We start from the raw sequence: 13,256 nt of genomic DNA, 5'->3' as shown, positions 1-13,256 counted from the left end.
TTAAGCATAAAAACACAGCAAGAAAGCACTTAATGTCATGTTTTACATTACATTTATGTCATAGGCGTTCAATGATTTTAATGCGTACCTTCTCATTGATAGGTTCCAAAATTCTTTCAATAATTCTTTTATAAAATCATCACGACATCTCACTCATGAAACAAAAATACAATCCAAGTACTGGTTTTATTCAAATGAGATAAGTGTGTAGTTTTGATTTCTTTTGGATTATTTAAGGCTCTCATGCTAATTTAACCAAATATACTTAGTTACATTCTAATAAATAAAGGTGAGATTGGTACGCACTACTACAATTGATAAAAGTCTCCACCGTTAATTTTGAGATAGCATCTTAGTAGATTAAACCCTGAAGCATGATCTTGGCTAAGAAAAAATTCTCCCTCAAAAGCTCAAATCACACAGTGAGCATCCAAGTTTTATGTGCCAAAAATCGAACACGGCAAACAAGCGTAAACCGTGAGTGCAAGACTTGTCGTTCGTCACAAACATGTCGTGCGGCTATTCAGATAATATTCACCTTAATTGTTACGTAACGGTGTAAATTTAACAGCCAACCCTGACTTAACAGTAAGACAACACAACCAACTTGAGATTTGCAACATTAGTGCATATTTAATTCAATTGATTGAATAATATGAAAATAAATTAACACTGCAAAGTAAATAACGCTTTCTGTTGAATACAGGATCGTTGATTTACTTGGCGTGTAGCCTATAATCCCCTGCCGTTTTTGTTAGACATATTTAATCACGAGATCAGTATGAAACAGCTCGATTCACTCATCCTTGGGAAGTTTCGTTGGGAAAGAAACACGCATGCACTGGTGCCTTTGTCAGATAGCGCCAACTCGGATGGGACATCTTCGGGCATTAAAAGGCTGACGAGAAAACAACAAGATTTGCTCTGCTGTCTGACCGATGCTTATCCAAATGCTGCTTCTAAACAAGACATCGTGATGAATGTATGGGGCAACGAGTTTATCTCTGCCGAGAGTTTGCCTCAGCTCATCAATCGCACGCGCGCCGCGCTTAACGATAAAAACAAATCCATCATCGTTAATATCCCTGGTGTGGGCTATGCCTTGACGGCGTCTAAGGCGGAAAACCTGCGATCGATAAGCTCTTCAGAGACAGCAGAAGCAATAGAAGTAGAAAAAACGGAAGAAGACGTAAATACACCTGCGGTAGAGGTCCAAGAAAGCCATGAGCCTCTAGCCGAAACAACCTCTCCAGCGTGGTGGCTAGAGAATGCACATAAGCTCCGTCTAACTGCTATTACCGCATTGCTATGTTTCACCGTCATCAATATTTTGAGTTTCTACCAAGCCTACACCTTGAAACACGATTACATCACGACGCGATTTTCCGTCCAGTTCTCTGGCATAGAAGACACAGCGAACGAGAGCAAAAAGAAAGTAACGATTAACAACCTAGTGTGCTTCTATGAGAGAGAGAGCCATGAACTTGACTGTTCGTAAGTTTTGGATAGCGATTGTTTTACTCGCAGTGTTGAATGTAGCAATCGCGGTTGCTACAACTCACCAAACTTCTGAGTGGACGGGAAATGTCACGGGACCACACACAATTCGTTCAACCCATATCAAGCAGTTCAAGGATAACTTAAATATCCTCGTGACCCATTACTCTCGAAATACAAACAAAGAAGATCATCATACCGAAGAGTTCGATTTTTCATTCGAATCGATAGATCAAAACAGTGCTTTTACAAGAACAATTTCCGACGAGCCACGCGTCTTTTATCAACAGTATTTTGCGCTGGATGACTTATGTACTCTAGGATATCGGTACCCTGATCCTAAAAACGTAGAGAGCATCGCGCTCTTATGCCTGCATTAAAGGTATGCACTAATAGCGTTCGATTACTGACATCAGTTAAATAAAGTTAAGGGTAGAATGCCTGTTCTACCTCCGTTTTTATTGTTGAAAATGGGTACTGTGAGAACCGACCAAACCCCTCCATTTTTCCGGCACGTAGTCGTCCAGAAAGAGGAGTGGTAATGCCACAAAGAAACCGAGTCAACGCTTCAGGCGACACATTCAGTCCCTCTTTGGTTGCAGCATCAAGAAAAGGCTGAGTCATGCGCTCTAGCAACCCCATGTCTATATCACCAAGGTGATTGGCGCTAGGCAATACAGCCACATTACCTCGACACACTGAACAATGTCCGCATTGTGTCGGTGCATATTCATCCGCAAAGTAACTCGCTAACCGATGACTTAGACATACGTTGGTTTCGAATAAAGACAACATGGCATGAACACGATTAATTTCCGTTTCTTCTTTAGACAAGAACAACTTATGGATTTCTTGGCTGAGCTGAACCGCGTTGTTACCCTGACACGCATCAAGTGCAAGCACTCGGAAAACATCGGTCATTTGCTTACTTTCTAGTTCTATCCAGCCTTTATCGGCAAAGTAATCTAACGCTGTCACAGCGCGCTGTCTTTCAGCATGATAGCCTTGCCACAACGCCTCGAAATCCACCGTGTGCCACGTCCGTGATTTTGGCGATGCGCGGAAAACAGCATCCACAAACTGCCTTCTTTCGCCTTCAAATTGGCTCAATACATGATCGACAGAAACAGACATCTTGAAGCGATAATCGGCGAAGTAACTAAATTGAGGTTCGATAATGCCCGCGAGCTCAAGATAAACCAGTAAGGTTTTAAGCGGCAGCTGACGAACGTTGGATTCTCTCGAGAGCCTATTCAGCATTACTTCCCATGTGTTACCGTTTGGCGTCGCACCAATCTCGTCAATCACGGCACGAATAGCATTGAGATCTGGCGTATCGCCGTACACAAAGTTTTCTAAAACACTGACTGATTCTCGGTTAGCGAGGACTGAACACACTGATGCTTGCCCATCGCGCCCTGCCCGTCCGATTTCTTGGCTGTAGTTTTCAATCGACTTTGGCAAGTCGTAGTGAATCACCGAGCGAATATCGGCTTTGTCCACACCCATGCCAAATGCAATGGTTGCAACGATGCAGTTGATCTCTCCACGCATAAAACCGTTTTGAATGCGTTGGCGATCTTCACTCGCCATACCCGCATGGTAAGCCCTGGCAGCGATGCCAGTTGCACTCAATATTGCCGCCACATTCTCCGCAGTTTGCTGCAGAGTGACATAAACAATGGTCGGCTGATGGGCTGGAGCGGTCTGGATCAGGTGCAGCAACGCCGCCGACTTCTCGTCTTCTTTACACGGAAAGACATTCAGATCGAGGTTTTGTCGATAAAAGCCCGTCACCACCACATCTTCCTGCGCAATACCAAACTTGTTCTGCATATCGTCTATGACTTGCGGTGTCGCTGTCGCGGTTAACAACAACACTTGTGGGATGTTTAATTGCGCTCGGTAAGCGGGCAATTTTAAATAGTCTGGTCGGAAGTTATGTCCCCATTCCGAAATACAGTGCGCCTCATCAACCACAAGCAAGGAAATCGGAACAGAAGAAATGAACTGACGAAAGCGTTCATTTTTCAGACGTTCCACCGAAATCATCAGGATCTTTGTTTCGCCCGCTTTTACTGAACGCATCACCTCGCGCGATTCATCATAGGTCAGTGAAGAATCTATCGATGCCGCCGCAATACCTTTTCCACGTAGGAAATCCAATTGATCTTTCATCAATGCAAGCAAAGGGGAAATAACCAACGTAAGGTGAGGAAGGTGCAAAGCAGGAAGTTGATAACAAAGTGATTTGCCTGAGCCTGTCGGAAATATCGCGGCCGAAGAGCGTCCCGCGAGCACATTTTCAACAACGTGCTGCTGACCACCGCGCAATCCATCAAAACCGAATACGTCTTGAAGTGTTTTTACATAAGCCGCGTTCACTTGCATTTCTTGCCTCAGTGTTTGAAGTTCAATCTGGGTTGGAGTTTACATCGGCCACTGACTCTCTTCGAGAGAAAACGCGGAAAAGGCTGAGAAACCTCAGGTTTCGAATGAAAAGGTTCGCACCGTCTACCGTCTTAGCGTCCCATCGAAAAAAACCACAGTAAATCAGGCCTTTTCTTCGAATCTATACCCCAACGATCTGAAAGCGCAAGATTCAGCGAAATTGATCGTGAAAAAGTGGCAAAAGCGTGGAACATTTGACGGTGGACTCCAACGCCCGGTTAGGCGGGTTTTATTGATCTCATTTAGACAACACTGTGACAAAATGTTGTTCTTCAACCAGACCCACAACGTAAGATATTTGATACAAAAACATGCCACTTTGTTCATTTTATCGAAAGAGAGACCATTCACAGGAGAAAACCTGATACAAAACCACCCTTAAAGCCAATTAATATCAATATAAAACAATGACTTAATACATAATAACATCCACTAATTCACCTAGTTATCCACAGATTCTGTTGATAGGTCAGTAGTAGGCCAACCACTAATATTTTCTTTATATACAGTTAGTTAGTGGGTTTTTGTCAAAAAAATAAATTTTTCTTGACCTGTTGATGAAATAGCTCGTCACTAAAAGGGGGGATTTATGGGCTACGAGCACCGAGATCTGGGAAGATAAACCTGTTGCGTATCACGGTGTTATTTCAGATAAACCAACGCTCAGCAGTGTCAAATAACAGGCGGTCTTCTCCAGGAAGTGCAATCAATGAAATACCCATCGGCATGCCATCAACGGTCAGTAACGGGAGCGTGAGTTGCGGTAAACCTGCGACTTCTGCAATGGCGTAAAGCCGACGCTGGTTAATGAGGAAGGTATCGAGATCAAAAGCGTCATGCTCTGCGGCGGGTCCAGGTGATGTCGGGATCATTAACAACTCACCGCTGCTCAACAAACCTTGAAAGGTATTGGTAAAAAATTCGCGCTTCTTCTTCGTCTCAACAAACTCTTTAAAACTCTTACCACGAATGCGCTTTATATACTCTGCCGTTTCTTCAGAAATTTTAGGCTTGTAGTGATCGAGCCATTGGCCGTATTCGAAATCGATTTCTCTTCCTAGGATCACCGAATGAATGTTCTGCGCCTGCGTCAGCATCAACTTGCTAAAAGTTGCAACATCTTCTCTCGGAATCTTTAAGGTGGAAAAGAAAACTTCCCATTCCAACATTGCTTCGATCGGCAACAAATCTTGGAACAGGCTAGATGCATACTTCACGTTCTTGAACTTTACGGGGCGAAGCGGTTTCGTCCAGCATTTCTCTGCGATTTGATGCAAAGGCGGCAGCTGCTTAGACATGATCCCCACAGCATCAAAAGATGGCGACACCGTGGCGATGCCGCGCATGTCTAATAACTCGGGCGACGCTCGATAAGCATAAAGCCCATTGTAAGCAGCAGGAATGATCACACCACCACAGCAATCATTGCCAATCGCGAGTGTGGCCGCTCCCTTATTGATGGCTAACGCCGCCCCAGAAGACGAACCGCCTAAACGACGCTCAGAAGAGAAAGGGTTGGCCAGTCTGGCAAGGAAAGGGTTTGTACCGCTGATGCTCGTGCCAAAATCATCAACCTGCGCTTTACCAATGAGTCGGCAACCTGATTGCATGATGGTCTGCACCACTTGTGCATCAAATTTTGAAGGTTCATTGTCGTCTGACCAAGCCGGTATACCAATCCCCGTGACATAGCCTTTCACTCCCACACAGTCACTCACCACCAAGCGTTGACGAGCGAGGATCCCCTTCGCCACGTCTTGACGCTCTGGTTTAAACTTATGCAACAAGTAACTGTCTTGTGACATGTGTGGAGGTACTCCAAATATCTCTAGCTATTCATAAGCTTATTACGGGTTTTCACTTTTTGCGTATGCATGACATTAAAAGTTGGTCAATCTTTTGCCTTGCTCTCAGTTCACGAACCTTTACTGCATTTTTCTAAAAGTGCCATCACGCTGGTTTTGAATTCATTACTCGTAAAATATTCATCATTGATTTGTAGTTTACGGCTTTGCATCCAGCTTTCTGATGACGACCCTTGGCCATAAGGTATGTCATACACATGAAAGTGCTGATTTTGATGCAAATAAATTAAATTGGCTGGCACGCGCAATGGTTTGTATGGTTTGTTTAAGTACAAATTAAAACCACCAGAACAATCCGAGACAACGTAAGAGCCTCTGTCGCTCCGTATAGCAATGTAAGGCTCTTCAGACACCGTAAAGCTGGAAAGCGACCACACACCGGGTTTGTTTGTTAGCTGCAAGAAAGGCAGCGGTTCATTGCTCAATGCTTTTTGTTGTGCATCGACAGGTTCGAGCACTGCCTCCTGTTGGTCATTCGTCTCATCATTCGCGTAAATCACCCTGACCGTGGGCGCTTTTGGCTCGCTGGGCACGTCGTCAAACCACAGGGTATAAGCAGGCCAATTGACTTGCTTTGCGCCAATGATGAAAACGGCGATACACAGAGAAACGATCACAGCCGGTAACCAAAACTTGCTTGCCCAAGGCATTAAGCCAGGGCTTTTTACACCGCGCGTTCTATCAAGTTCGGTTTCAAGCATTTCGTTTTCAGAAAGCACACGGCGCAATTCTGCTGCAAGCTTTTGCTGCTCAGCGATTGCTGCGTCTTTCTGAGGCATCAAACGGCTTCGCTCATCTTTGAGCAGCACGATTTCGCCTTCAAGTAGTGAGATTTTTCTCAATAGCTCCGTGTTCTTTATCGGTCCTTCTCGCGACGTTGTGCCCTTCTTGGCCTGCGCTAGCTGACCTTTTAACAATTGATTTAACGCAGAGAGCTCTTCTTTTTCTTTTCTAAGTTTATTCAGCTCGCTTTCGAATGTGCCGCCTTCCCGCACAGAGGCTGACGCAGGAATGGTCAGCAGATTTTGTCCTTTCCCTTTCGCCACGTTCTCATAGGCATGACGCACAAGGTGCATGAGCGCCGGTGATCCGCCTTTATCTGGATGCACACGGGCAGATAATAGCTTGTAACGCTGCTTTACAGTGGCAGCGGGGGTATTTGGAGAGGTTCCGAGTAAATCGTTAAACGTAGTCATTTACACTAACAAGCCAGCTAAGATGATAATATATCGGCCGAGATAACAGTTCCTTGAGAGAGCGCGGGAAGTTTCAAGGAGAAAATTGAAGCCATATTTCGAATGCCGTCGCGTCTCATATATAAGATAGCCATTCCCCGTATGTTCTGCGCCGTAAAAAACCGATGCTTTGCTGTATATCTCCTTTTATTTTTCATCACCGAAACGTTTCATTAACACAATTATGTATTTTTTACCCACTTAACCCATCATTTCAATCAAAGCCCCTAGTTTTCATTGCAATCGTAATTTTGTGATCTATGATACTTGCGAAAATTTGATGTTCCGATGAAGACAGCAGGAGAGAGATGGCTTTCGCCATCCGCCGAAGAAGTAAATCTTTCAGGCACCTGAGAACGCCATTTGCGTTCAGGTATGGACTGTTGTTGGAGGAGCCTCTGGAGAGATCCGTTAAATCGGACGCCGAAGGAGCAAGCTTGCTTACTCAATGTATGTTGAGTGGTTGCGAGTGAAACTCTCAGGCAAAAGGACAGAGGAGATAACCGCAACAAAGTACCCACTTTGCTGCTACTTTTTGCGGCTACTCTCCTCCTTTGAATCTAAAGGGGGATAAATGAACCATTCACTGTATAACTTGCTACAAACCATCGATAACCTTGTGTGGGGTCCACCCCTACTTCTGCTACTTGTTGGCACAGGTGTCTATTTTACGTTTCGCCTCGGCGCGATTCAGATCTTCAAACTGCCACTTGCACTGACCTACATCTTTAAAAAAGAAAAAGGGGTCAAAGGCAAAGGTGATGTTTCCAGCTTTGCTGCACTGTGTACTGCGCTATCTGCCACCATTGGTACAGGTAACATTGTGGGTGTTGCAACGGCCATTAAGCTTGGTGGTCCAGGCGCACTCTTTTGGATGTGGATGGCTGCCCTGTTCGGCATGGCGACCAAATATGCAGAATGCTTACTGGCAGTGAAATACCGCGAAAAAGACGCATCTGGCAATATGCTTGGCGGCCCAATGCTCTACCTTGAGAAAGGCGCAGGTCAGAAATGGCTAGCACGCCTCTTCGCCTTCTTTACCATTGGTGTTGCCTGCTTCGGTATTGGTACGTTCCCACAGGTGAATGCCATTGTTGATGCAAGCCATATTGCCTTCAACATTCCACATGAAATCACCGCGATTGTACTCACGACCTTGGTTGCAGCCGTCACCATTGGTGGTATTAAATCCATTGCAGGCATTGCCAGCAAAGTGATTCCTACCATGACGGTGGTTTACGTAACGGCATGTGCAGCCATATTGTTCAACCATGCGGACGCAATCCCTTCTGCTATTGGTGTGATCATTGAATCTGCTTTCACACAAACAGCGGCGACAGGCGGTTTTGTGGGGGCGAGCATTATGCTTGCTATTCAATCGGGTGTTGCTCGCGGTGTATTTTCGAATGAATCAGGCTTAGGCAGTGCGCCAATGGCCGCAGCCTCTGCACAAACGAACTCGTGTGTTCGCCAAGGTTTGATTTCCATGGTCGGCACCTTCTTGGACACCATTGTGATCTGCACCATGACGGGCCTTGCATTGGTATTGACCGGCGTGTGGTCGATGGATATCGCTGGCGCACAAATGACGACAGAAGCATTCTCTATCGGACTGAACCAAGAGTATGGCCCCATCGTGGTTGCGATCGGTTTGATGTTCTTTGCGTTCACCACCATTTTGGGTTGGAACTACTACGGTGAGCGATGTGCGATTTATCTGTTTGGCCAACGTGCTGTGTTACCTTACAAAATCATCTTTGTTGCTTTGGTATTGTCGGGCGCATTTATCAAATTGGATATGATTTGGCTCATTGCGGATATCGTAAACGGATTAATGGCCGTACCAAACCTGATTGGCTTGATCATTCTCCGTCACGTGGTGGCACAAGAAACCTCGCTTTACTTTGATCAGTTGAAGCAAAAAGTGAAAGAGAGGCGCGCAGCGTCAAACCAAGCGAACGCGTAATCATTTCGCAGTGGCAGCCCTGTCGCACTGACGGCTTGTTTATCGTTGAATCAGAAAGCAAAACAGCGCCTATATAGGCGCTGTTTTTGTATGCGTTGCGGTTTCTTTTATGAGTATTCTTCTATGAACTAAGCTTATGCAGTTTTTACCTTCAGCATATCGCTCAATCCCAACTTGCCGAAAATCGCGTCGTAATGGGCGAAGTTAGGTATACGCGTGTGGTGCTGAACTTTGTTTCCTACCGCAACGAACTCATAACCGAGCGTATTTGTGGCCATTTTGTCCCACTCACCATCGCCAAAATACACACGGCGGGTAAACAGTGCGCCCGTGTCTTGTTTTGCACGAAACGCCGCTAACGCCATGATCTCGCTACGTGTCATGGCATCAGAGCAAGAAGCGAAGCTTACGTGGCTGATATCAAACCCGGCTGCGCGAAGTTTCATTCGCGCGGACTCCTCCCAACCGCCCGTTGCAATAGCAAGCACGACGTTAGGGTGCATTTTCATGTCATTAACAAATTGAATCGCACCCGGTGAGGCTTGGAGTTCGTGGCTGTTGGATGCGATATACGCACGAAGTTTGGTGAGGAACACACTCTTAACATCGCGGAGGATCTTCATGCGATTCTCGCGCATACCTTGTTGCTCAATAAGCTCTTCTAGAATACCGATGTCCGTCACGTTCAAAAACGCACCCAACTCGTCGGTAAGTTGGATTCCCATGACTTCTTCAATCGCAGATCGAAAACATTCCGAATCAAAGTCATAACTGTCGATGAGCGTTCCATCGACATCCAGCATAAACAAATACATCGCGCCATTCCTCAAATCTTAAAATCACACAGTTCTCAAGGCTGATTTGACACTGCGCAGCGCCCTCTACGGCGCCTACAAATAACATCAAATTTACATCAATGCACACTTGGCAACATTCTAGAGATAGTAGACGCACATTAAAGCTGGCGCACAGTGTAGTGATTTTTTGTGACGAAGAAATGGCCGCAGTGAACAGCGGCCTGTATTTATTCAAAATTTGTGAGGTCTGGGTCGATTAAACCCAAACAGTTTCAATGCAGGATTCAGGTCGCTTGGGTTTACACAAGCGGAATTTCGTGGGATGCACTCTCGTGCCCTTCCTCGCCAATCATTTCGTCATAGGGACTGTCCATTACCAAGGTGGCAACTTCAAATCCTTGCTCAACCAAGGACGCCTTGGCGAGGTTTAAGCAACCATAGAACATCAGCTCGCCCTGTGGGCTTCGTTGATAAGTGATGGTTCCCTTCCCTGCTTCAATACCGACAAGGTATTTGCTGGTATCAATACAACTCACAATAACGGCTTTCTCTGTTTGGCGAACGGCATTAGACATGATCTTCCCCTTTGTGTGTTTTCTGTGGTTACGCAGAGGTTAGGTGATTAGATCACGACGTAGCGAGATAGCGAGATAGCGAGATAGCGAGATAGCGAGATAGCGAGATAGCGAGATAGCGAGATAGCGAGATAGCGAGATAGCGAGAAAAGATGACAGTGCGACGAGCTTGGGTAAAGAAAAAAAAGAAAGACGGGAAGAGGAAAGATGGAGGCGCGTCCCGGAGTCGAACCGAGGTCCACGGATTTGCAATCCGCTGCATAGCCACTCTGCCAACGCGCCAACGTGTTGCTGAAATGAAATTTCAAGCAATTCAGAGAATGTTCTCTGGCTACGGGGCGGCATTATAGGGAGCAAAAACGCGGACGCAACGCTTTTTTGAAACTTTCCAATCAAGTGTTTCTCAATTGCGCATATTGGCGATTCTTCGTGCTTTCTCTTTCAAATTAGTGACATCCTGAGAGCGCTTTTTATACGCTATTCTTTGCAGTGAATCCCGCATGAAAAATTGATGCAGAAAGAGTGCTTGTCAAGACTTGAAGATCACACGATATAGTGGTTTGATCTGCGCCCTTGCCAATCAGAGACACAATATAGCGTCTTTGAATAATAAACGCTCAACACGACCGCATTACTTCCGAGGTGCAATTCATAATGGCTAAAACCAAGTCAGCTTCTGATATCGAAACCACAGGCGTACTTTCTGTTCCTTACCAAGACACGTCAATGGAAATTTGGGACAGCAAATACCGTCTTAAAAGCAAGCACGGCGATGCTATCGATGTCACGCTAGATGACACATTCAAACGTGTAGCGCGTGCACTTGCGGATCTTGAAGAAAAGTCAGTTCAAGAAAAATGGTACAAGGAATTTTTGTGGGCACTTCGTCACGGTGCAATCCCTGCGGGACGTATTACGTCTAACGCGGGTGCGTTTGAGCACAAGCCTGCAACGTCTACCATCAACTGTACCGTTAGCGGCACCATTCAAGATTCAATGGACGATATTCTGGGTAAAGTGCACGAAGCAGGCCTCACCCTGAAAGCAGGTTGCGGTATCGGTTACGATTTCTCAACACTTCGCCCACGTGGTGCCTTTGTATCAGGCGCAGGTGCGTACACTTCAGGCCCACTGTCGTTCATGGATATCTACGACAAGATGTGCTTTACCGTGTCTTCTGCAGGTGGCCGTCGTGGTGCGCAAATGGGCACCATGGACATCCGTCACCCAGACGTGACCGAATTCATTCGCGCGAAACGTGAAGATGGCCGTTTACGCCAATTCAACTTATCGCTGCTGATCACTGAAGAATTCATCGAAGCGGTTAAGAACGACGGCGAGTGGAAGCTTATCTTCCCTATCACTGCCAAAGAAGCTCGCCAAGACAAGCTAGATCTCAACACAGACGAAAGTGTGGTGTGGGCAGACTGGCCGAACAGCGACGACTTGGTGGAAGATGAAAAAGGCCGAGTTGCCTGTAAAGTTTACCGCACCATGCCTGCGCGTAACCTGTGGAACGTGATCATGTCGTCGACCTACGACTACGCGGAACCAGGCTTCATTCTGATCGACAAAGTTAACCAGATGAACAACAACTGGTTCTGTGAAGAGATCCGCGCAACGAACCCATGTGGTGAGCAGCCTCTTCCACCTTACGGTGCGTGTCTTCTTGGCTCTGTAAACCTCACTAAGTTCGTTCGTGACCCGTTTACTGACAATGCACAGTTCGATTGGGAAATGTACCGCAAGGTGGTTGCAACCTTCACACGTATGCTGGACAACGTGGTTGAAATCAACCAATTGCCACTTGAAAAACAACGTGAAGAAATTCAAACCAAACGCCGTCACGGTATGGGATTCCTCGGTTTGGGCTCTACCCTGACCATGCTTCGTCACAAATACGGCAGCGCAGCCTCTATTGCCTTCACGGAACAAGTGGCACAAGAAATGGCGATCACAGGTTGGGAACAAGCTGTTGAACTCGCGGCAGAAAAAGGCGTAGCGCCTGTGATGGATCAAGAATTCGTTGTTACCGCGAAGATGCTTCGTCAACGCCCTGAAATGGCGAAAGACGGCATCAAGCTAGGCGACAAAGTTGCAGGTAAAGTCCTTCACGCGAAATACAGCCGCTACATGCAGCTGATTGGCGAAGTGCGTCCAGACCTTATTGAGAAACTGGCAGCGAATGGTGGCCGTTTCACGCACCACAGTTCAATTGCACCAACGGGCACGATTTCTTTGTCGCTAGCAAACAATGCAAGTAACGGCATTGAGCCAAGCTTTGCGCACCACTACACGCGCAACGTGATCAAATCAGGCAAGAAATCGAAAGAAAGCGTTGATGTATTCAGCTTTGAATTGTTGGCTTACCGCGAGCTTATCAACCAAAAAGCAATGCCATACAGCACCAAAGAAGACGAGCAATTGCCTGAGTACTTCATTACCGCTGATGACATTACGCCTAGCCAGCACGTAGAAGTTCAAGCCGCAGCTCAGCGCTGGATTGACTCGTCGATTTCTAAAACGGCTAACGTCCCTACCGACTTCCCGTTTGAAGATTTCAAAGACATCTACATGGATGCGTATGACAAAGGCCTCAAAGGCTGCACCACCTTCCGCTTCAACCCAGAAGTGTTCCAAGGTGTATTGGTGAAAGAAGAAGATCTCGAGAACACCACCTACGTATTTACGCTGGAAGACGGTTCGACCTTCGAAGCCAAAGGTAACGAGAAAATTGAATATGACGGTGAGCTGCACTCTGCCGCTAACCTTTACGATGCGCTGAAAGAAGGTTACTACGGTAAGTTCTAATCGCATCTATTCAGTAAAATGGGAGCAGCAGAGGTGCTGCTCTCGTCAGAAAGAAGTAG

9 protein-coding genes, 1 tRNA gene and 1 riboswitch are annotated in these 13,256 nt (G+C 46.2%); of the genes, 4 read left to right on the top strand and 6 right to left on the bottom strand.

What is annotated here, in order from left to right; genetic code table 11:
- Positions 1-781 precede the first annotated feature (781 nt).
- Both EQP46_RS05305 and EQP46_RS05300 read left to right on the top strand, forming a co-directional pair.
- Positions 782-1,498, top strand: a complete 717-nt coding sequence (locus EQP46_RS05305) for a winged helix-turn-helix domain-containing protein (protein ID WP_129492654.1) — start codon at positions 782-784, stop codon at positions 1,496-1,498.
- Positions 1,479-1,877, top strand: a complete 399-nt coding sequence (locus EQP46_RS05300) for a hypothetical protein (RefSeq protein ID WP_129492653.1) — start codon at positions 1,479-1,481, stop codon at positions 1,875-1,877. Before EQP46_RS05305 ends, EQP46_RS05300 begins: the two co-directional genes overlap by 20 nt.
- 46 nt (positions 1,878-1,923) lie before the next feature.
- On the opposite strand, the gene EQP46_RS05295 is transcribed toward EQP46_RS05300, so the two are convergent.
- From EQP46_RS05295 to EQP46_RS05285, 3 genes are all read right to left on the bottom strand, one after another.
- Positions 1,924-3,888: a RecQ family ATP-dependent DNA helicase gene (locus EQP46_RS05295; protein ID WP_129492652.1), complete on the bottom strand. Its 1,965-nt coding sequence runs from the start codon at positions 3,886-3,888 to the stop codon at positions 1,924-1,926.
- A 707-nt stretch (positions 3,889-4,595) separates the two neighbouring features.
- Complete coding sequence (locus EQP46_RS05290) at positions 4,596-5,753, bottom strand: amidase family protein (RefSeq protein WP_129492651.1); 1,158 nt, start codon at positions 5,751-5,753, stop codon at positions 4,596-4,598.
- A gap of 110 nt (positions 5,754-5,863) precedes the next feature.
- Positions 5,864-7,009 carry a hypothetical protein gene (locus tag EQP46_RS05285; protein ID WP_240671663.1) on the bottom strand — a complete coding sequence of 382 codons (1,146 nt, stop codon included), beginning with the start codon at positions 7,007-7,009 and terminating at the stop codon, positions 5,864-5,866.
- Between the two features lie 427 nt (positions 7,010-7,436).
- Positions 7,437-7,552, top strand: a riboswitch (glycine riboswitch).
- Positions 7,553-7,622: 70 nt separating this feature from the next.
- On the opposite strand from EQP46_RS05285, the gene EQP46_RS05275 reads away from it, so the two are divergent.
- Positions 7,623-9,014 (top strand): alanine/glycine:cation symporter family protein, encoded by a 1,392-nt coding sequence (locus EQP46_RS05275; RefSeq protein ID WP_129492650.1) that lies wholly within the window; start codon positions 7,623-7,625, stop codon positions 9,012-9,014.
- Between the two features lie 134 nt (positions 9,015-9,148).
- Here the strand turns inward: EQP46_RS05275 and EQP46_RS05270 are convergent, their stop codons facing one another.
- The 3 genes from EQP46_RS05270 to EQP46_RS05260 all read right to left on the bottom strand — a co-directional run bounded on the left by EQP46_RS05270 (position 9,149) and on the right by EQP46_RS05260 (position 10,668).
- Entirely contained in the window at positions 9,149-9,829 is a 681-nt protein-coding gene (locus EQP46_RS05270) for an HAD family hydrolase (RefSeq protein WP_129492649.1), read from the bottom strand.
- A 281-nt stretch (positions 9,830-10,110) separates the two neighbouring features.
- Complete coding sequence (locus EQP46_RS05265; protein WP_129492648.1) at positions 10,111-10,386, bottom strand: DUF6482 family protein; 276 nt, start codon at positions 10,384-10,386, stop codon at positions 10,111-10,113.
- A gap of 208 nt (positions 10,387-10,594) precedes the next feature.
- A tRNA-Cys gene (locus EQP46_RS05260) sits at positions 10,595-10,668 on the bottom strand.
- A 372-nt stretch (positions 10,669-11,040) separates the two neighbouring features.
- Here EQP46_RS05260 and EQP46_RS05255 point away from each other — a divergent pair.
- Complete coding sequence (locus EQP46_RS05255; RefSeq protein WP_129492647.1) at positions 11,041-13,197, top strand: adenosylcobalamin-dependent ribonucleoside-diphosphate reductase; 2,157 nt, start codon at positions 11,041-11,043, stop codon at positions 13,195-13,197.
- Positions 13,198-13,256 lie beyond the last annotated feature (59 nt).

Source organism: Enterovibrio baiacu (assembly GCF_004120195.1).
GTDB classification, from domain to species: Bacteria; Pseudomonadota; Gammaproteobacteria; order Enterobacterales; family Vibrionaceae; genus Enterovibrio; species Enterovibrio baiacui.
This window is presented reverse-complemented; position numbering and strand designations above follow the sequence as displayed.

Excerpts from the sequence above, each read along its gene's own strand:
- EQP46_RS05290 (WP_129492651.1), bottom strand. The coding sequence starts at position 5,753 with ATGTCACAAGACAGTTACTTGTTGCATAAGTTTAAACCAGAGCGTCAA.
- EQP46_RS05285 (WP_240671663.1), bottom strand. The coding sequence starts at position 7,009 with ATGACTACGTTTAACGATTTACTCGGAACCTCTCCAAATACCCCCGCT.
- EQP46_RS05270 (WP_129492649.1), bottom strand. The coding sequence starts at position 9,829 with ATGTATTTGTTTATGCTGGATGTCGATGGAACGCTCATCGACAGTTAT.
- EQP46_RS05265 (WP_129492648.1), bottom strand. The coding sequence starts at position 10,386 with ATGTCTAATGCCGTTCGCCAAACAGAGAAAGCCGTTATTGTGAGTTGT.
- EQP46_RS05295 (WP_129492652.1), bottom strand. The coding sequence starts at position 3,888 with ATGCAAGTGAACGCGGCTTATGTAAAAACACTTCAAGACGTATTCGGT.
- EQP46_RS05305 (WP_129492654.1), top strand. The coding sequence starts at position 782 with ATGAAACAGCTCGATTCACTCATCCTTGGGAAGTTTCGTTGGGAAAGA.
- EQP46_RS05275 (WP_129492650.1), top strand. The coding sequence starts at position 7,623 with ATGAACCATTCACTGTATAACTTGCTACAAACCATCGATAACCTTGTG.
- EQP46_RS05255 (WP_129492647.1), top strand. The coding sequence starts at position 11,041 with ATGGCTAAAACCAAGTCAGCTTCTGATATCGAAACCACAGGCGTACTT.
- EQP46_RS05300 (WP_129492653.1), top strand. The coding sequence starts at position 1,479 with ATGAACTTGACTGTTCGTAAGTTTTGGATAGCGATTGTTTTACTCGCA.